This is a genomic window from Dactylosporangium sp. CA-139114 (assembly GCF_050955725.1).
GTDB lineage: Bacteria > Actinomycetota > Actinomycetes > Mycobacteriales > Micromonosporaceae > Dactylosporangium.
Genome location: NZ_CP192080.1, coordinates 2,974,615 through 2,992,734 on the forward strand (window position 1 = coordinate 2,974,615; position 18,120 = coordinate 2,992,734).

Annotated in this window: 17 protein-coding genes and 1 pseudogene; 9 read left to right on the top strand and 9 right to left on the bottom strand. The window is 74.4% G+C overall.

The features are described 5' to 3' along the window. Window positions 1-4: 4 nt before the first annotated feature. Both ACQP2P_RS13430 and ACQP2P_RS13435 read left to right on the top strand, forming a co-directional pair. Window positions 5-247 carry a hypothetical protein gene (locus tag ACQP2P_RS13430; protein WP_433616018.1) on the top strand — a complete coding sequence of 81 codons (243 nt, stop codon included), beginning with the start codon at window positions 5-7 and terminating at the stop codon, window positions 245-247. Between the two features lie 507 nt (window positions 248-754). After that, complete coding sequence (locus ACQP2P_RS13435; protein ID WP_433616020.1) at window positions 755-1,510, top strand: phosphotransferase; 756 nt, start codon at window positions 755-757, stop codon at window positions 1,508-1,510. Between the two features lie 121 nt (window positions 1,511-1,631). On the opposite strand, the gene ACQP2P_RS13440 is transcribed toward ACQP2P_RS13435, so the two are convergent. The 3 genes and pseudogenes from ACQP2P_RS13440 to ACQP2P_RS13450 all read right to left on the bottom strand — a co-directional run. Next, window positions 1,632-2,282, bottom strand: a complete 651-nt coding sequence (locus ACQP2P_RS13440) for a response regulator (RefSeq protein WP_433616022.1) — start codon at window positions 2,280-2,282, stop codon at window positions 1,632-1,634. Continuing rightward, window positions 2,279-2,659 (bottom strand): sensor histidine kinase, encoded by a 381-nt coding sequence (locus ACQP2P_RS13445; RefSeq protein ID WP_433616023.1) that lies wholly within the window; start codon window positions 2,657-2,659, stop codon window positions 2,279-2,281. The genes ACQP2P_RS13440 and ACQP2P_RS13445 overlap by 4 nt, the downstream gene beginning before the upstream one ends. Before the next feature lie 127 nt (window positions 2,660-2,786). Further along, window positions 2,787-2,939, bottom strand: a pseudogene (locus ACQP2P_RS13450) (sensor histidine kinase); the annotation flags it as partial. A 13-nt stretch (window positions 2,940-2,952) separates the two neighbouring features. Here ACQP2P_RS13450 and ACQP2P_RS13455 point away from each other — a divergent pair. Further along, window positions 2,953-3,414: a hypothetical protein gene (locus ACQP2P_RS13455; protein WP_433616024.1), complete on the top strand. Its 462-nt coding sequence runs from the start codon at window positions 2,953-2,955 to the stop codon at window positions 3,412-3,414. Here ACQP2P_RS13455 and ACQP2P_RS13460 read toward each other — a convergent pair. After that, window positions 3,398-3,928 (bottom strand): hypothetical protein, encoded by a 531-nt coding sequence (locus ACQP2P_RS13460; protein ID WP_433616026.1) that lies wholly within the window; start codon window positions 3,926-3,928, stop codon window positions 3,398-3,400. The genes ACQP2P_RS13455 and ACQP2P_RS13460 overlap by 17 nt on opposite strands. A gap of 78 nt (window positions 3,929-4,006) precedes the next feature. Between ACQP2P_RS13460 and ACQP2P_RS13465 the strand changes: the two genes are divergently transcribed. Continuing rightward, on the top strand, window positions 4,007-4,456 hold the full coding sequence (locus tag ACQP2P_RS13465) for a GNAT family N-acetyltransferase (protein WP_433616027.1): 450 nt from the start codon (window positions 4,007-4,009) through the stop codon (window positions 4,454-4,456). Here ACQP2P_RS13465 and ACQP2P_RS13470 read toward each other — a convergent pair. After that, window positions 4,435-7,494: a BTAD domain-containing putative transcriptional regulator gene (locus ACQP2P_RS13470; protein ID WP_433619128.1), complete on the bottom strand. Its 3,060-nt coding sequence runs from the start codon at window positions 7,492-7,494 to the stop codon at window positions 4,435-4,437. The genes ACQP2P_RS13465 and ACQP2P_RS13470 overlap by 22 nt on opposite strands. A gap of 205 nt (window positions 7,495-7,699) precedes the next feature. Here ACQP2P_RS13470 and ACQP2P_RS13475 point away from each other — a divergent pair, with 205 nt between their 5' ends. After that, window positions 7,700-7,828 (top strand): hypothetical protein, encoded by a 129-nt coding sequence (locus ACQP2P_RS13475; RefSeq protein WP_433616029.1) that lies wholly within the window; start codon window positions 7,700-7,702, stop codon window positions 7,826-7,828. Window positions 7,829-7,903: 75 nt separating this feature from the next. Here the strand turns inward: ACQP2P_RS13475 and ACQP2P_RS13480 are convergent, their stop codons facing one another. Further along, on the bottom strand, window positions 7,904-9,976 hold the full coding sequence (locus ACQP2P_RS13480) for a M4 family metallopeptidase (RefSeq protein ID WP_433616030.1): 2,073 nt from the start codon (window positions 9,974-9,976) through the stop codon (window positions 7,904-7,906). 345 nt (window positions 9,977-10,321) lie between these two features. Here ACQP2P_RS13480 and ACQP2P_RS13485 point away from each other — a divergent pair, with 345 nt between their 5' ends. Together ACQP2P_RS13485 and ACQP2P_RS13490 are read left to right on the top strand one after the other, a co-directional pair. Further along, a complete protein-coding gene (locus ACQP2P_RS13485; RefSeq protein ID WP_433616032.1) occupies window positions 10,322-11,767 on the top strand; it encodes a bis-aminopropyl spermidine synthase family protein in 1,446 nt (481 codons plus the stop codon). Continuing rightward, complete coding sequence (locus tag ACQP2P_RS13490; protein WP_433616034.1) at window positions 11,764-12,966, top strand: MFS transporter; 1,203 nt, start codon at window positions 11,764-11,766, stop codon at window positions 12,964-12,966. Before ACQP2P_RS13485 ends, ACQP2P_RS13490 begins: the two co-directional genes overlap by 4 nt. A 126-nt stretch (window positions 12,967-13,092) precedes the next feature. Here ACQP2P_RS13490 and ACQP2P_RS13495 read toward each other — a convergent pair whose 3' ends face one another. Both ACQP2P_RS13495 and ACQP2P_RS13500 read right to left on the bottom strand, forming a co-directional pair. Beyond that, a complete protein-coding gene (locus ACQP2P_RS13495; RefSeq protein ID WP_433616036.1) occupies window positions 13,093-13,524 on the bottom strand; it encodes a protein-tyrosine phosphatase family protein in 432 nt (143 codons plus the stop codon). Continuing rightward, complete coding sequence (locus ACQP2P_RS13500) at window positions 13,521-15,710, bottom strand: protein kinase domain-containing protein (RefSeq protein ID WP_433616038.1); 2,190 nt, start codon at window positions 15,708-15,710, stop codon at window positions 13,521-13,523. Before ACQP2P_RS13500 ends, ACQP2P_RS13495 begins: the two co-directional genes overlap by 4 nt. Window positions 15,711-15,909: 199 nt before the next feature. Between ACQP2P_RS13500 and ACQP2P_RS13505 the strand changes: the two genes are divergently transcribed. Together ACQP2P_RS13505 and ACQP2P_RS13510 are read left to right on the top strand one after the other, a co-directional pair. Continuing rightward, a complete protein-coding gene (locus ACQP2P_RS13505; RefSeq protein WP_433616040.1) occupies window positions 15,910-16,593 on the top strand; it encodes a hypothetical protein in 684 nt (227 codons plus the stop codon). A gap of 29 nt (window positions 16,594-16,622) precedes the next feature. Next, entirely contained in the window at window positions 16,623-16,952 is a 330-nt protein-coding gene (locus tag ACQP2P_RS13510; RefSeq protein WP_433616041.1) for a PadR family transcriptional regulator, read from the top strand. Window positions 16,953-17,142: 190 nt separating this feature from the next. On the opposite strand, the gene egtD is transcribed toward ACQP2P_RS13510, so the two are convergent. Then, complete coding sequence (gene egtD, locus ACQP2P_RS13515; RefSeq protein WP_433619130.1) at window positions 17,143-18,120, bottom strand: L-histidine N(alpha)-methyltransferase; 978 nt, start codon at window positions 18,118-18,120, stop codon at window positions 17,143-17,145.

Genomic DNA, 18,120 nt, shown 5'->3' on the forward strand with positions numbered 1-18,120 from the left:
GCGCATGACGGATGCCGAGCTGATCGACCGGCTGATCAGGGAGGCGGCACAGTCGCGTGACTGGCTTCCAGGGCACCTCCCGGTGTTCAACCTCTGGGGACCCGCCATGTATTTGACTGCGGCCGCGATGTTGTCAGGGTCGTCCGGAACGATGAAGAGGGCGGCCCGTTGCGGCCGGCCGATCCGGCCGATCGGGACTTTGCGCTGGCTCGGGCCGCCGAGCGGTATCCGGAACTTGCGCACCTGAGACCTTCGAGGCCGCAGACCGCGATTACCTGCGACCAATGCGGCGGCCACGGCCGGGTGACGCTCGGCCAGGAGGGGATCTCGCCGTGGCGGACCGGGCCGTTCATGCACTGCCCGGAGTGCAACAGCCTCGGATGGACCGCCACCGACTGACCTCAATAGCCGGTTCGCCGCCGCTGCCGGCTCTCGCTCGCAAGCGGTCCCCAGCAGCGGCGTCCAAACTCGGCGACACGGGGCCGACCCTGAAAACCAACAGCGCTCGAACTCGCTTCCAGCTCGCACGGTCGTGTTGGGCGGAGCCGGGTGTCGCGGTTGGGCCGGTGGCCGCCCCCACACCACCCGGCCCGGGTCCTGGCCGGCGTACATCCCGGGCACATCACCGTCGCCTGCGTCGTTGTGGCACCAAGGCGACAATCCCGAGCAAGTTGACCAGGGCGCCAGCCGGCGCAAGCCGTGATCGCGGGGAGGCCGCCCAAGTTCACGCACGCATGCGGCCTAGATTTGACGGGTGTCGCAGACGCACCACCTGCTCGTCGACGGGGACCGGCTGATCAAGCGGTACGTGTCGTGGTCGCGCGGGGAACACCTCCGGGAGTGGTCCGTGCTGCGCCGGGTGCAGGCCCGATATCCCGACCTGGTGCCCGAGCCGCTCGAAGCGGACCTGGACGCCGCCCCGCCCACCGTCACCATGGGCTTGCTGCCCGGCGCCGCGCTGACCGGCGGCCTGGACGCCGATCAGCAAGCCGCGTTGGCCGCGTCCCTGCGCCAGTTGTGGTCGGTGCCGTGCGCCGACCTGCCCGTGCGCCGTGATCACCCCGCCGCGATCCACGCGGTGATGACGCAGCGCATGGCTGGCCTGGACCTGCCGGGCCCGGCGGGCGAGGCCGCCCACGCGGCCCGGTCCTTCTTGGCCGGGCTTCGGCTCGGCCCCGCCGGCAGCACGGTGCTGGGCCACGCCGACCCGAACCTCGCCAACTACCTGTGGGACGGGCAGCGGATCCGGATCGTCGACTTCGAGGACGCCGGACGGTCCGACCCCGAGTTCGAGCTGGCCGACCTGGTCGAACACCTCTCAGCCCGGCGCGCTGACTGGACCGGGTTCCTGGCCATGTTCGACCTCGACGGTGACCGGCTGCGCGACGCTCGCCGGCTCTACGCCATCTTCTGGCTGCACATGCTCCGTCCCGGCGGCCGCGCCGAACGTCGTAATCCGCCCGGGAGCCTCGACCGGCAAGCCGAGCGGCTCCTCAACCTGCTGCACTGAAGCGGCTCCCCGACGCGGCCAGCAGAGCAGCGGACAGGAGAGGCGGGCGCGGCTCCTCTTACAAACCCTAGTTTACCCGATCCGAAAAAATTGGATCATGGATCCGTCACGTGGTGTGAACCTACGATGCCAGGCCGTGCTCGTAGGCATAGCGGACCGCCTGGGCCCGGTCGCGGACGCCGATCTTGGCGAACAGGCGGTTGATGTGCGACTTCACGGTCACCTCGGTCACGTAGAGGCGTTCGGCGATCTCCCGGTTGGACAGGCCGGTCGCGATCAGGCTCAGCACCTCGCGCTCGCGGGCCGTCAGGCCGTCGTCGGCGGTGGCGGCGGGCGCGGGGGCCGGCGAGCCCTGCACGGCGGCGGCCAGGAGGCGCTGCTGCACCTGGGGGTCCAGGACCGACTGGCCCGCCGCCGCCGCGCGGACCGCCTGGGCGATCTGCACCCGGCCCGCGTCCTTCGTCAGGTAGCCCAGGGCGCCCGCCCGCAGGGCCGACAGGATGTGGTCCTCGTCGGCGAACGTCGTCAGGACCACCACGCGCGTCTCGGGAAACCGGGCGCGGATCTGCCCCGTCGCCGCCACGCCGTCCATGCGCGGCATGCGCAGGTCCATCAGCACGACGTCGGGGCCGTGCTCGGCCACCAGGCCCAGGGCCGCCTCGCCGTCCGCGGCCTCGCCGACGACCTCCACGTCGTCCAGGAGGCTCAGCATCAGGGCCAGGCCCTCCCGCACGGCCGTCTGGTCGTCGGCCACGACAACGCGGATGCTCATCCGGGCATCTTCACATCCACGAGCCAGCCGTCACCCGACGGCCCGGCCTCGAACGTGCCGCCCGCCAGCTCGGCGCGCTCGCGCAGGCCCGTCAGGCCGTAGCCCGGCGACAGGCCCGTCGTCGGCGGGCCCGCGGGGCCGTGGTTGCGCACGGTGAGCCGGACCTCGGACGGGCGGTACTCCAGCCGCACCTGCACGGCGCTGCCCGGCGCGTGCTTGCGGACGTTCGTGAGGGCCTCCTGCGCGCTGCGGTACAACGCCAGCCCCGTCTCCGCGCTCAGCTCCCGGGCCTCGCCGACCAGCGTGAGGCCGGACTCGGCGGTGAGCTCCCGCAGCAGCTCCGGCAGCGGGACCGGGTCGCCGCGCAGCGCGCTCACCGCGCGCCGGGTCTCCGTCAGGCCGTCGCGCGCCAGGCGGCCCGCGCGGTCGACGATCGCCGCGGCCTCCGCCGCCCGGTCCCGCTCCAGCCGCCGCCGTCTCCAGCTGCAGCGACAGGGCGGAGAGCGAGTGTGCCAGCACGTCGTGGATCTCGCGGGCCAGCCGGGCGCGCTCGGCCAGCGCGGCCGCCTTCGCCTGCTCGCCGGCCAGCAGCTCGTGCTGCGCCGCGCGGGCCTCGCGTTCGCGGCGGACCGTGCCCAGCAGGAGCAGCAGCAGCATCCCGCCGGCCCAGATGACGATCGACTCGAGCGGGGAGCCGGCGATGGCGTGGGCGGCGGCCAGCAGCACGGCGCCGATGCCGGTCAGCACGGCGGCGCGGGGCAGGGGCAGCGACGTGCTCGCGATCGTCACGGCGGCCAGGCAGAACGCGGCGCCGAAGCCGCCGGGCCGGGCCAGCGTCAGCTCGACGCCCGCGGCCATGCACACCACGATGCTGTACTGCTGCAGGCGCGGTGCCCCGAGGCGCAGCGTCATCGCGATCCACGCCGCCGCCCCGATCGCGATGCCGGCCGACAGGGCCACGCCCCGGCCGGAGAGCCCGGGCCGGGGGTCGTCCCGCATCATGGCGACGATCACGAGGAGCAGCATGATCAGCGAGCGCAGCCGGCGGTACCGCGCCATGCGGCGTTCGGTCACGAACTCGAGCACAGCCCCAGTCTGCGCCATCGCCTTCATGCTCAGTTCCCGCCGATGACGCCGCCGTTGCGGGCGACGCGCCGGGAGCCCTTCGGGGCGAACGGGGCGCCGGTGGCGATCGCGCGCCGGCCGACGATCGCGGCCTCGCCGAGGAAGCTCAGGCCGAGCACCAGCAGCAGCCCGGCGCTCAGCACCGCCTGGTCGGCGCCGAGCGCGTGGCCGGCGAAGGTCTGGCCGAGCCGCAGCACCACGAGGCCGAGCCACACGGCGATGGTGACGAGCGTGTAGCGGTACCACACGTGTCCCTGCTGCACGAAGACCTTCACGGTGAGGCCGCGCACGATGCCGCCCGCGACCGCGACGAGCGCGCCGAGGCCGAGCACCGCGCCGTCGAGGACCGGGTGGTGGGCCGTGTTCGCGAGGTCGATCCGCGCGAGGCTGTACCCGCCGGCGATGATCAGCAGCACCGGCGGGAGGATCAGCCGGCGGGCCTCCAGCGGCTCCCCGACGTAGCGGCGGACCATGAGCAGGACGATGACGGCGGCGGCGACGAGCAGCGTGGTCGTGTTCATGACGAGCACGGTATTGATCGCCGTCGCCGCAAGCCGCCACCCACGGGTGGAACCCCGGGTGGAGATTATGCTCCACCCGTGATCATCGAGGAGCGAGCGTGGGATGACCCGGCCGGCGTCCGGCTCCGGGCCGCGCAGGTCGCGGAGCTTGCCGAGCGGTACGGCGGCGAGGACCACGAACCCGGCGAGGCCCCGAGCGCGGACGACGTCGACGTCTTCCTCGTCGCGCTGGACGACCAGGAGCCCGTGGGCTGCGGCGCGCTGCGGCAGCTGGACGAGCACAGCGCCGAGATCAAGCGGATGTTCGTGACGCCGCACGCGCGGGGCACGGGCGTGGCCACGGCCCTGCTGCGCGCCCTGGAGGAGCGCGCGGCGGCCCGGGGCTGGCCGCTGCTGCGCCTGGAGACCGGCACCGAGCAGCCCGACGCGCGGCGTTTCTACGAGCGGGAGGGGTACCGCCAGATCCCGCGCTTCGGCGTCTACGAGGGCTGCGAGCTCTCCGTCTGCTACGAGCGCACGCTGCGCTGAGCGCGGGCGAGCGCGTGGGCGTGGTGCAGCTCCCCGGCCCGCCGCACCGCCGCGGCGGCCCATGACGGGTCGCCGGTCGCCAGCGAGCGCAGGCGCAGCAGGTCCGGCTCGGCGAAGGCGCTCTGCCCCGGCAGGCCGGCCTCCAGCGCGGCGGTCGCGACCGCGGCGGCCTCGTCGCGCCGGTCGAGGGCGAGCAGCGCGTCGGCGTAGAGGCCCTCGAGGCGCCCGAAGCGGCGCATCGCGTCGCCGAGGTCCGCGCGCGCGGCGGCCATGCGCGCGAGCCCGGCCGGGTCGCCGGTGCGCACCTCCGCCCAGCCCAGCACCAGCGCGGCGAGGCTGCGGTACTCCCGGTGCCCGCCCCGCTCCGCCAGCCCGAGGGTGTCGCGGGCGGCGGCCGCGGCGGCTTCGGGATCGTCGCGGTCGGCGGCCACGACCGCGGTGAAGTGCGCGACGTACATGTCCAGGAACAGCTCGCCGACCCGCCCCGCCCGCGCCCGGGCGGCCCGCAGGTGGGCCTGGGCCGAGGCGTCGTCGCCGAGCAGCCCGCACGCGATCGCGGCCGGGGCGAGGGCGCCGATCACCGGGTCCCAGTTCACGATCGGGAACACCGGCAGCTCCCCGCCGGGCAGCGCGGCGAGCGCGGTCTCGAAGTGCCCGTGCGCCTTCGGCAGGTCCGGCACGGTGAGCGCGGCGTGGCCCTCGTGGACCTCGGCGACGACCGCGGCCCACGGGTCGCCGGGCCCGTGCGCGGGGGCCCGGGCGACCGACACGGCCCGCCCCACGTCCCCGGCGGCGGTGTGGAAGGAGGCGTACCCCCACAGCGCCGGCAGCACGTCGAGCACCGGCCGCCCACGCAGGCGCAGCAGCAGCGGCTCCATCGCGGCGTACTGCTCCGCGGCGACCGGCGCCAGGTAGCCGTCGCGGGCCTGGCGCATGTACGCGAGCCGGATGCGCAGGTCGAGCTCGGCGACGTCGCGGCGCTCGCCCGCCGGGGCCCGGCGCAGCAGCTCCAGGCCCTCGCCGAGCAGCTCGTCGGCCTGCTCGTGGGCGGTGCGCTCGTAGGCCTCGCGGGCGGCCGAGGCCAGGGCCGGCACGACGTCGAACGGCGAGAGCACCGGCAGTGCGGCCCGCAGGTGCCCGGCGAGCTGGGCGGCGGTGCCGAGCCCGGTGTCGCGCAGCGCCTGGGCGGCCCGGGCGTGCAGCCGGGCGCGGCGCAGCGGGCCCTGGTCCTGGTAGGCGGTCTGGCGCACGAGATCGTGGGAGAAGCGCAGCAGGCCGGGGTCGTCGGTGGCGGTCAGCAGCCCGGCGACCACGGCCGTGTCGAGGGTGTCGAACAGCGCCAGCTCGTCGATCTGCACGACGTCGCGCAGCACCGGCACGGCCACCTCGCGCCCGAGCACGGCGGCGACCGCGAGCACCGCGTTGACCTGCCCGGGGAGCTTGGCGAGGCGGCGGCGGACCACCTCCTGGACCCGGACCGGCACGTGCTCGGGCGACAGGGTGTGCTCGGCGACGAACACGCGCAGCAGCTCGACCACGAAGAACGGGTTGCCGCCGGTGCGGTCGGCCAGCATCGCCACGGTCTCGGCGGGCACGTCGCGGCCGGTGACCGAGCGCGCGAGCGCGGCGATGCCGTCCGGGCCGAGGCCGTCCAGCGGCATCCGGACCGCGGCGGGGCCGGCGACGAGCTCGGCGAGCACGCCGGCGAGGGGCGCGCCGGGGGCGAGCTCGGCCTCGCGGTACCCGACGGCGAGCAGCACCCGGGCCCCGCGCAGCGCCTTGGCGAACATGGTGAGCAGCACGGTCGAGGGCGCGTCGAGCCAGTGCGCGTCGTCGAGGACGATGACCAGCGGCGCGGACCCGGCGAGACGGACGAGGCCGTCGACGATGCCCTGCAGCAGCCGGGAGCGGGCCATCTCCGGGTCGGCGATCCGCTCGGCGGCGGGCATCGGCAGCACGTCGCCGAGGGTCGGGTCGAGCACGGCGGGGAGGTTGCCGTAGGGCGCGAACGCCTCGGCCAGGGCCGTCGCCGCGCGCCGGCCGGACGCGATGCCGCGCAGGATCTGGGCCCAGGGCAGGAACACCGGCGGCGCCTCGCCGTCGACGCCGGTGCCGCAGCCGACGAGTCCCCGGGCGCGGGCGGCGAGCTCGCGCAGCAGGGCGGACTTGCCGATGCCGGGGCTGCCGGAGACGAGCAGGAGCCGGCCGTGGCCCGCGGCGGCCTCGGCGAGGAGCCGGTCCACGGTGCGCAGCTCGGCGTCGCGCCCGACGAGCTCGTCGCGGTCGTCGGGTCCGGCGAAGGCGGCGTCCGGCGCGGATGCCGAGGTGTCGTGCGGATCGGAGATCGCGGCCACGGGGCCCGCAACCGCCCCGGCCGCCGGTGCGTCGAGGTTCGGGGCCTGGCGCAGGATCTCCTGGGCGAGCTGCTGCAGGGCCGGGCCCGGCTCGATGCCCAGCTCCTCGGCCAGCCCCTGGCGTGCGCGGGTGAAGGCGGCCATCGCGTCGGCCTGCCGCCCGCTGCGGTACAGCGCGAGCATGAGCTGGCCCCAGAGCCGTTCGCGGTAGGGCGCCTCGGCGAGGGCGGTCTCCGTGCGGTACACCACCTCGGAGGCGCGGCCGAGGGCGAGCAGGGCCTCCGAGTGCCGTTCGATCGCGGTCAGCCGCAGCTCCTGCAGCCGGCCCCGCTCGACCCGGGCCAGCGACGACTCGCCGAGCTCCGGCAGCGGGTCGCCCCGCCACAGCTCCAGCGCCCCGGTCAGCGTCTTGACGACGACGGCGGGGTCGCCGCCCTGCTCGACGGCGGCGGCGAACCGGGCGGCGTCGACGGACTCGGGCGGGACCTGCAGCACGTAGCCGGGCGCCCGGCTGACCAGCACCGCCGAGCGGTCCCGGGCGGTGCGGCCGGGCTCCAGCGCGCGGCGCAGGCGCGAGACGTAGGCCTGCAGCGACGCGATCGCCCGCTCCGGCGGCTCGTCGGCCCACAGCTCGTCGATGAGCCGCTGCACGGAGACGATCCGGCCGGGCTGGGTGGCGAGCATGGCCAGCACGGCGCGCTGCTTCGGCGTGCCCGTGTCGATCGGTCCGGCGCCGTTGTCGACCTCGAGCGGCCCGAGGATGCGGAACTGGAGGATCGCGGACCTCCTCCACCGTGATGACCTGGGACGCGACGAGCGTACGGGGCCGGAGACGGCGGCTGCGAGCCCGACGCGCGAAGTCCGGCCGAACGGACGGCACACTTGCACCATGAATGCCGACGCAGCGCGGGCGATCGAGCGGGCCGGGTACGTCCGCCTGACCACGTATCGCAAGGACGGCACCCCGGTCCCGGCGCCGGTGTGGCACGCGTGCTGCGCCTCGAGCGGCCACCGGTGATCGGCATCGCCATCACGGTGTAGACAGCGGAAGGGCCCGGGCGACGCGCGGCCCGGGCCCTCCGACGAGCAGGTGCTAGCCCAGCGTGACGGCCGTGTCGTCGATGACGAACGAGGTCTGCAGCGAGGAGTCCTCGGTGCCGCTGAACGTGATGGCGACCGCCGCGCCGGTACCGGTGAAGGTGTAGCTCTTCAGCTGGTACCCGGAGGCCTTGTTGAGGTTCGACAGCGTGCCCAGGGTCGTCGAGCCGGCCGAGATGGTCAGCTTGTCGTACTGGGTCGTGGTGGTCGTCTCGGCCGAGTCGATGTGGACGTAGAACGACAGGGTCGCCCTACACCCGGACGGGACGGTCACCGACTGCTGGATCGCCTCGGTGTGGGTCGAGCCGTAACCGTCCAGCCAGGCGCTGTACGTGCCGCCGTGGGCGGCCTGGCCCGAGCTGGCCCACTGGCCGATGCTGCCGGTGGTGCCGGTCCACGACGTCGCGCCGGACTCGAAGCCGGGGTTGAGCAGCTTCTGGCCGGAGCAGGTGCCGGTCGGCGGCGTGGTGGTCGGGCCGCCGGTCGGGCTGCTTGTGGTGGGCGGCGGCGTGGTGCCACCGGTGCAGGTCGGGTCGCCCGACTGCGCCGGCACGGACACCGCGTCCCACGCGGCCTTGACCGTGTTGAACTGGGTGCAGCTGCCCGGGAACAGGTTCTTGGCCGCGGTCAGCGTCCAGGTGCGGTACTTCAGGTACGAAGACGACGAGGTCTTCATCAGCATCGCGTTGTACATGACCTTGATGGCGTTCTGGATGCCCAGCGGGTTGCTGACGGTCGAGCCGTTGCAGGTCGGGCTGGCGGGCTGGCCGTTACCGGCGGAGCCCTGGGCCATCAGGTAGAACCAGTGGTTGCCGGGGCCGGCGGCCGCGTGGACCTCCGAGCCGGGCGTGCTGCTGGAGTAGCAGTTCGAGTCGCCGACGGCCGACGGGTTGTACATGTTGCGGATCGGGCCGCTGCCGACCAGGTTGATCTCCTCGCCCACCAGGTAGTCCGGCGGGTCGTTCGGGTTGTTCGCGAACCACTCGGTGGCCGCGCCGAACGTGTCCGCGACGAACTCCTGGGTGCCGCTCTTGGAGATGCCACCCGGGGTGGTGTCGTCGATGCCGTGCCCGGCCTCGTGACCCACGACGTCGGCGGAGGAGATCCACTGCCCGGCGGTGTTCTTGCCGATCTGGATCTGGGTGCCGTCGTAGTACGCGTTCTGGTCGTTCAGGCCGACGCGGATCGGCCAGCCGCCGCCCGAGCCGTTGAAGCCGTTGCGGCCCAGCCACGTGGACAGCATCGACAGCTCCTTCTGCGCGACGTACAGGGCGTCGACGCAGCCGGTCTCGCGGTTGGTGCCGGTCCCGTTGCCCCACACGTCGTCGCTGCCGGAGAACGTGGTGTTGTTCGCCGCGTCCTGACAGGAGACGTTGGTGTAGTTCGGGTCCTTCATGCTGTACGTGCTGCCCGACTGCGTGGTGTTGATCGACACCGAGCCGTTGATCCAGCCGGTGCCGGTGCCCGCCATGACGTGCTCGGTGGTGTTGAGCACCGCGCCGGTAGCCGCGTCGACGTCGACGGTGAGACGGCTGGCACCCTCGGCGCCGGTGCCCGACACCGTGGTCTCGTACGCGAGCTTGGCCGCCCCGTCGAGCGTGTACACGACGAGGTTGGTGCCCTCGACGTTCTTGACCGTCTTGAGCTGGGCCTTGGCGACGGACTCGGCGGCCGCCGAGGTGATCGACGGGGTCGTCGAGAGGTTGCCGATCGCCTTGGTCTGGGAGACCGAGGTGTACTGCGTCGCGCCGGACTTGTCCGTGACGACGACGAAGTCACCGCCCGTCACCTTCAGGCCCTTGTAGGTCCGTTCGTACGCGATGTACTTGGCGTTGCCCGAGGCCGTGACCGACTTCTGCACGTAGGCGTCGTCGGAGCTCGGCTGGATCACGCTCGGCTTGCTCTTGACGAACGAGTCGACCGACTGGGCGGCGACGGCGTTGGACACCTCGACGGCGTCCGTGGAGGCAGAGGCGTTCGTGGCTTGCACGGCCGCGGCCGTGCCGGCTGTGACCAGCCCGACCGCGAACACTCCGGCCGCTGTAGCGAACCGTGGGGAGAGCTTCAAGGGTGCCTTCTTTCAGCAACGACCCGAACCCACCGGGGAATGTGTGACGGGAGGGGCCGGAACCAATGGAGGTCACGCGCGCGTCGAAGCGTCTGAGGGCCGGTGTGCGCGCCGTACGGAGGCCCGCCGTCGACATCGACTTGCAGCGATGCGAGGACGATCACACACATTCGAAGATTTGGACAAGGGTCGATGGCCTACCGGCACCCTCGCCCCCACCCTGTACTTCGGGCCTCGAAACATGCAGGAAATCTTGCGCTCCGTAGACCCCGGGCGCCGCGAACCGCTACTCCCCGTTAACTTTTAACTGTCAACCCCTGAGATTCGCGATGGTAGGGTGCCCCGGTGGAGCCCGAGCCGATCGATGCGGTGGCCGCCCTCGTCTCGGCATCCGGGATCGCGGGGCGCCGGCTGCGGGAGCTGATCCGGGCGCTCACGCTCGCGCCGGCCACCCTCGAGGACCTCGTCCGCGACCACGCCGTGCCGCGCCGCACCGTCGAGGCGCTCCTGCGCGCGGCCGGCCCGGACCTGCGCGAGGACCACGGACGGGTGATGTTGGAGCCGTCGATCCGGGAGTCGTACGGCGAGCGCTTCGACCTCGCCGGCCTGGACACGGTGCCCGAGGTCGGGGGCCTGGGCGCCCTGATCGCCGGCGCGCCCCGGCCCGACCAGGCCCTCGACCACGTCTCCGCCACCGAGGAGACGGCCCGCCGCCGCGCACGCTGGCTCGCCGAGACCTACGACCTGGCCGGCGCCCGCCTGGTGTGCGTCGGCGACCACGACCTCACCTCGCTCGCGGCCCGCCAGGCCCTGCCGGACACCGAGATCGTCGTCGTCGACGTCGACGAGCGGCTGCTGGCCTACATCGACGGGCAGGGCGCGGGGATCGCCTGCTACCACGCCGACCTGCGCTTCGGGCTCCCGCCGGCGCTCGTGGGCACCGCGGACGTCATCTTCACCGACCCGCCCTACACGCCCGAGGGCGTGCAGCTGTTCCTCGGCCGCGGCGCGCAGGCGCTGCGGGACCGCACGAACGGGCGCCTCGTGATGGCGTACGGCTTCAGCCCCCTGACCCCCGCCCTCGGCCTCAAGGTCCAGCGGGCCGTGCTCGACCTCGACCTCGCGATCGAGGCGATGCTGCCCGGGTTCAACCGGTACCACGGCGCCCAGGCCGTCGGCAGCGCCAGCGACCTCTACGTCTGCCGCCCGACCCCGCACACCTGGCAGATCCTCGACCGCCGCCTCGACAAGCTCGCCGGCTCGGCCAACATCTACACCCACGGCGAGCAGTCCCTCGAGGGCGCGGCCGCCCGGGGCCCGGCCCGCATTCTCGGCGGCGGTCCGCTCAAGGCCGACGAGCTCACCGTCGACCTCGCCGGCGACCCCGGCCCGTGGATGGCCCGGGTGCTGCTCGCGCTCAACGTCCCGCGGGTCACGCTGCTCGCCGCGAACAACCACCCCGACCTGCGCGACGAGGCCGCCCAGGCCGCGCTGCGCGAGCTGGTCGGGGCCAAGTGGGACCTGCGTCTGCGCCGCAGCACCCCCGGCCCGAGGCAGGCGACCGTGGAGGCGGTGCTGCGCCCGGCCGAGGGCGTCGCCGGCCGGCTGCTCACGCACGTCCACGGCAAGATCGGCAACGTGCTGCGCGACGCGCTGATGCGGGCCGACCCGGGTCTGACCCGGGCCGCCGCCCAGGATCGCGCGGCGGAGCTCGTGGGCCGCCCGGAGTACCTCGACGCCCGCCTGATCGACCTCCCGCGCCACGTGATCCTCCGGCTCCTGCGGTCGTGAGCGCGCTCTGGCGCAGCCGCGACTTCGCGGTCTTCGTCGGGGTGCAGACGCTCTCCGCGTTCGGCGACGCGTGCACGTTCGCCGCCGTTCCGCTGCTCATGCGCACGGGCTCGGTGTCGATCACCGACCTCGGCTGGATCCGCGCGCTGTCGGCCGTGGCCACCCTGCTCACCGGCGTCTTCGCCGGCGTGATCGCCGACCGCTTCGACCGGCGCCGCGTGCTGCGCCGGTGCGACCTGGCCCGGTTCGTGCTCCTCGGGGCCGTCCCGCTCGCCTGGCTGGCCGGGCCGCAGCCGTGGGTGTTGTACGTCGTGCTGCCGTCCGCCGCGGTGTTCTCGATGATCTTCCAGGTCACCTACGTCGCCGTGGTGCCCGCGCTGGTGCCCGCGGACCGGATCGCCGAGGCCAACGGGCTGCTCTACGGGGCGTACTCGGTCGCGTACCTGGCCGGCCCCGCCGTCGCCGGCCTCGTCTCGCAGGTCGCGGGCCCGGTCTACGCGATCGGCCTCGACGCGATCTCCTTCGCGCTGTCCGCCGCCGGGCTGGTCCTGGTCAACCTGCGCGGCCCCGGCACCGAGGGCACCGAGCGCGGCCTCGGCGCGGGCGTGCGGTTCATCCGCCGCCACCCGGTGATGCTGCCGCTGACCGTGCTCCTCGCGGTGCTGATCTTCTTCACGTCGAGCCTCAACGACGTGATCGTCTACCACCTCATGAGCGGCCTCGGGCAGCCGGACGCGGTGATCGGCCTGGTGCTGACCGCCGGGGTGCTCGGCAGCACGCTCGCCTCCGCCGTGGTCGCCCCGCTGCGCCGCCGGGCCGGCTTCGGCGCCACCTGGATCGGCGCGTTCTGCCTGTGCGGGCTGGTCGTGGCCGGGATCGGCCTGGCCGCGGACGTGCCCCTCATTGCCGTGCTCACGGCCACGGTGACGCTGTGCACCGGGGTCGCGGGCATCTCTTCGGTCTCGCTGCGCCAGGAGGTGACCCCGGGCCACCTGCTCGGCCGGGTCACGGCGGCGTTCTGGACGCTGCAGCTCGTGCTCGCCCCGGCCGGCGACGCGGCGCTCACGTTCGCCGCGAAGCACTTCGGGGTGTCGCCGACGCTCGGCGTCGCGGGTGCCGCCGTCACGGTGACCGCGCTCGCGGCCCTGTTCACGCCGATCGCCCGGCGACCAGCCCCCGTGCCGCCGCCGCCCGCATAGCGACGGGGTCGATGCCGGGTCGCGCGGCCACGGCGGCCGCGGCCCGTCCCTCGACCCGGCGTGGTGCGGCCGCCCCGGCACGCTTCGCCGGGGACGCGTCCGGCCCCGGCGCCGTGGCGGCCCCGCTCAAGGCCGCGAACTGAACGCCCGCACGTAGCGCTTCTGCCACGGCGTCTCCACCGCGTGGGGGTGGTAGTGCCGGCGGACGTAGGCCACGGCCTCGTCCGCCGCCACGCCGTCGAGGATCGCGATGCAGGCCAGGGCCGTGCCCGTGCGCCCCCGCCCGCCGCCGCAGGCCACCTCCACCCGCTCGTGCTCCGCCCGCCGCAGCGCCTCGGCGAACGCCGTCGCGGCCGCCGCCCGGTCCGACGGCAGCCGGAAGTCGGGCCAGCGCACCCAGGCCGCGTCCCAGGCGACCGCGGGGGGCCGGCGGCCCAGCAGGTACAGGCCGAAGTCGGGCGCGGCGGCCGGCGGCCCGTGCCGCAGCCCCCGCCCGCGGATCACGCGCCCGGACGGCAGCCGCAGCAGGTCGCCCTCGCCGTCGGCCCAGGCGCTCACGGCTTCGGCCGGAAGCTCGCGAACACGATGTCCAGGTCGCCGCGGGCGTTGGCCCAGTCGCTGTCGGCGGTCGACCACCAGATGCCGTAGGCCTGGTGGTCCGACGTCACCACGCCGCGGTTGTTCACGTGCTGCTTGTTGCCGTAGGTGAACTCCCAGTCGGCGGCGACCACGAAGTAGTGCTCCACCGGCCTGATGCCGACCCGCGAGTAGTTCTTGTAGTAGCTGCCGCCGCGCTCCTTCTCCTGCTGCGTCCAGTCGGCGACGGGGTCCATGTTGGGCTTGCCGGTCTGGTCGATGCCGAGCGTGCGGTTGTTGCCGCGGAAGTAGACCATCGTGCCGTCGATGGACTTGTTCCAGCCCTGGGGGACGTAGACCGAGAAGCCCGTCGGGTCGTGGTAGTCGATCCAGCCCGGCGGCAGCGGCGGGAGCTTGCCCGAGGCCGTGCCGGCCGGCGGCTCCGCCGCCGGGGTGGTCGGGTTCCCCGTGTTCCCCGTGTTCCCCGCGGGCGCGGAGCTGCCCTGGCCGCCGCCCTCGGCCGCCGCCGAGGAGCCCGGCGCGCTGGGGACGGGCGCGGCCGCCGCGCCGGTGGTCTGCGTGGCCCCGGTGCCCTGGTTGTCCGGGGCGCCGTCGTCGGTCTTCACGGCCAGCCAGACCAGCAGCGCCACCACGACCGCCGCGGCGACGCCGCCGACGAGCAGACCGGTGCGCCGCTTCGGCGATCCGGATCCCGGCGGCGCCACGACGGCGGCCACCCCGGCGGCGCGGGGCGCGGCCTGCTCGACACGCGTCGGCGGCGCGGCGACCGGTGCGGGCTCGCGCTCCGGCTCCGGTTCGGGCTGCGGTTCCGGCTCGGGCGCGGCCACCGCGACTGGTGCGGGCTCCGGTTCCGGCTCGGGCGCGGCCACCGCGACCGGTTCGGGCTCCGGCTCCGGTTCGGGCGCGGCCTCCGGGACCGGTGCGGGCTCCGGCTCGGCCTCCGCGACAGGCTCCGGCTCGGCCTCCGCGACAGGCTCCGGCTCGGGCGCCGGTTCCGGCTCGGCGGCCGGGGCCTCGAGGTCCGGGTCGAGCTCTTCCGCGGTGGCCGCGCCGAAGACCGGACCTTCGATCACGCCGGACCTGGTCGAGGGCGCCTCTTCCGCCGGCGGTGGCACAACGGCGCTCCCGCGCGCCACGGGCGTGGTGGGCGGCGCGGCGACGGGGGCGGCAGCAGCGGCCGCGGCGGACGGGGCGGCCGCGGCGGACGGGGGGATCGGGCGGACGAGGCGCTCGGGACGGGCCTGCGGCGTGCGCTGGGCGGGCACCGCGGGCGTCGGGGCCTCGGTGCGGCCCCAGCCGCTGAGCCACGAGCGTTTCTTCTTCGCCGTCTCGGGCAGCAGCGCCCGCCGCAGCAGCTCGTCGGTCTGGGCGAAGTCCGCGCGGGCCTTGGGGTCCTTGCGCAGCAGGGCGCGCAGCGCCGGGGCGAGGGCACCCGCGCGCTGCGGCGGGTCGGCCTCCTCGGACGCGAGCGCGGTCAGCGTCTCCATCGCGGAGCCGCGGCCGAACGGGGAGCGGCCCTCGACGGCGGCGTACAGGGTCGCGCCCAGCGACCACAGATCGCCCGCCGGGCCGGCGATGCCCTCGCGGGCGCGCTCGGGCGCGATGAACTCGGGCGAGCCGAGCACGAGGCCGGTGCGCGTGACGTGGCCCTCGCCCTCGACGCGGGCGATGCCGAAGTCGGTGAGCACCACCCGGCCGTCCTCGGCCAGCAGCACGTTGCCGGGCTTGATGTCGCGGTGGTCGACCCCGGCCCGGTGGGCGGCGCGCAGCGCGTCGAGCACGGCGAGGCCGATCTCGGCGACCCGGCGCACCGGCAGCGGCCCGTCCTCGCGCATGACCTGGTCCAGCGAGCGCGACCGCACGTATTCCATGACGAGCCACGGCTGCCCCTCGGCCGCGAGCACGTCGTAGACCCGCACCACGTTGGGATGGCTCAGCCGCGCCGCCGCCCGCGCCTCGCGCAGCGTGCGCTCCATGGCCACGTCCCGGGCGCTGTCGAGCAGCTCGGGGGGCAGGACGATCTGTTTGACCGCGACATCGCGATGGAGGGTCTCGTCCCGGGCGCGCCACACCCGCCCCATGCCACCGGCACCCAGGGGCTCGAGAAGACGGTAACGGTCGGCGACGACGGGGGGCGCGGCGGTCATGCACCATTGTGTACCCGAAGGATCTCGCCACGACGCACACCCCTCGCCGGTGTGTGTCGCCGGACAGATTTCCGACGGGTCGCAACCCGTCCGTCCCCCCGTCCGGCAGCGGCCCCGGCCGATCACATGACAGAGCGCGCACGGTTGCTCGCCTACCGTGGTTGCAGGTCGGTTGCGAGACGGTCATGGAGGAACTTCGGTGGGCGAGACCCTGTTGCAGTTCGGCGGCACCCGCGGGGAGCTGATGCTCATGGCGCACCTCATCGGCGGTCTCGCCGTGTTCGGGGCGGCCTTCCTGCCGGGCAACACCGCGCTGTACCGCGTGGTCTGCCTCATCCTCGGCACCGCGATGGCGGCCTGGGCGGCGCAGGTGATGATGTTCGGCGGGTTCGTCCCCGTCAACGCGCTCGTCCTGCTGGCCCCGGCCGTGCTGCTGGTGCGGGGCGCGATCGGCACCGTCCGGTTCGTCGTCACCCGTCCGGGTCCCCGCCCGGGGATGCGGCCTCACCCGGCCGCCCGGCAGCTCGGCGGCACCGGCTCCTACCAGATGCACCCGCCGGCGGCGTACGCCGCGGTGCACGCGAGCTACCCGGCGTCCGAGCCGGTCTACGCGCGGGCGGTCTTCGGCACCGAGCCCGCGTACGCGCCCGCGGCGGCCGACCCGTGGGGCGCGCCTGCGGCGGCCGACCCGTGGGGCGCGCCTGCGGCGGACGGTCAGTGGGGCGCGGCGGACGCGGCGGACGGTCAGTGGGGTGCTGACGGCCGGCGGGGGCGGGGTGCGCACGCGGCGGAGCCGACCGGTCACATTCCGCGGCAGCCCGGCCCGCGTATTCGCGAACTGCCGAGCCCGGCCGGCACGAGGGCCCGGCACCGGGCGACCTGATCGGGGCAAAAGGCCGTATAAAGATCGGCATGACCCCGATGCGGGAGCCGACCTTCCTGATCCTGACCGCGCTCACGGTGCGGCCCATGCACGGCTACGCCGTGATCCAGGAGGTCACCGAGCTCTCCGGAGGCCGGGTGGTGCTTCCGGCCGGCACGCTCTACGCCGCCCTGGACCGCCTCACGGCCGAGGGTCTCGTGGCCCCGGAGGGCTCGGAGGTCGTCGACGGCCGGCACCGGCGCTACTACCGGTTGACCGAGAGCGGCGCCGCGGCGCTGGCGGCCGACGCCGAGCGCCAGCGCCGCAACGCCGCGGCGGCCGCGAAGCGACTCCGGTTGCGGGCGGCCGAGACCCGCTGACCCGGCCGCGAAACAAGGTCTGGCGTCAACGGGCCGGGCCGGCCGATTGGTTGCGCATGGTGTTCATGCTCTCGGTTCTCGTATGCCGGGCGGCGACGGGGTGAGATCCGCCGGTCCCCGCCCTGACGCGGCGCCGGAACCACGACATCCGGTCGCCGTCAGTGACTGCCGGCGAAGCGGAAATCTCGGATCAGTCCTGGACGGCCGCGGCCAGGGTCAGGGCGAAGCGGCCCGCCCGGTCCGTCCACCAATCGCGCACCGCGAACCCCGCCGCCGCCAGCTCCCCGGTCAGGCCCTCGCGCCGGAACTTCGCGGACACCTCGGTGCGCAGTTCCTCGCCCGCCGCGAAGGCGATCTCCAGGTCCAAGGCGTCGAGTCGTACGCGCATGGGTGCGAGGGCCCGCAGGCGCATCTCGATCCATTCGCGTTCGTCGTCCCACACGGCGACGTGGGCGAACGCGTCCGGCTCGAAGTTCGCGGCCAGCTCGCGGTTGAGCACGTGCAGCACGTTGCGGTTGAACTCGGCCGTCACGCCGGCGGTGTCGTCGTAGGCGGGAACCAGGACCGCCGGGTCCTTCACCAGGTCGGCGCCGAGCAGCAGGAACTCGCCCGGGGCCAGGCGAGCGCGCAGGGCGGCCAGGAACGGGGCGCGCTCGGCCGGGGTGAAGTTGCCGATCGTGCCGCCCAGGAACGCGACCAGCCGGGTGCCGGCCTCGGGCAGGACCTCCAGGTGGTGCACGAAGTCGGCGACGATGCCGTGCAGATGCAGGTCCGGGTAGTCGCGGCGCAGGTCGGTCAGGGCGTGGCGCAGGGCCGCGCCGGAGACGTCCAGCGGGGTGAACGAGCCGAGCGTGCCGTGCTGGCGCAGGGCGTCGAGCAGCAGGCGGGTCTTCTCCGACGAGCCGGAGCCGAGCTCGATGAGCGTCTTGGCCCCGGTGAGCCGGGCGATCGCCCCCGCGCGGGTGGTCAGGATCTCGCGCTCGGCGCGCGTCGGGTAGTACTCGGGCAGCCGCGTGATCTCCTCGAACAGCTCGCTGCCGCGGGCGTCGTAGAAGTACTTCGGGGGCAGCCACTTCGGGTTCGCGGTGAGCCCGCGGCGGGCGTCCTCCCGCAGGCCCGCGGCGAGGTCGGCGTCGGTCAGGTGGACTTCGAGGTCAGCGTCCGGCAG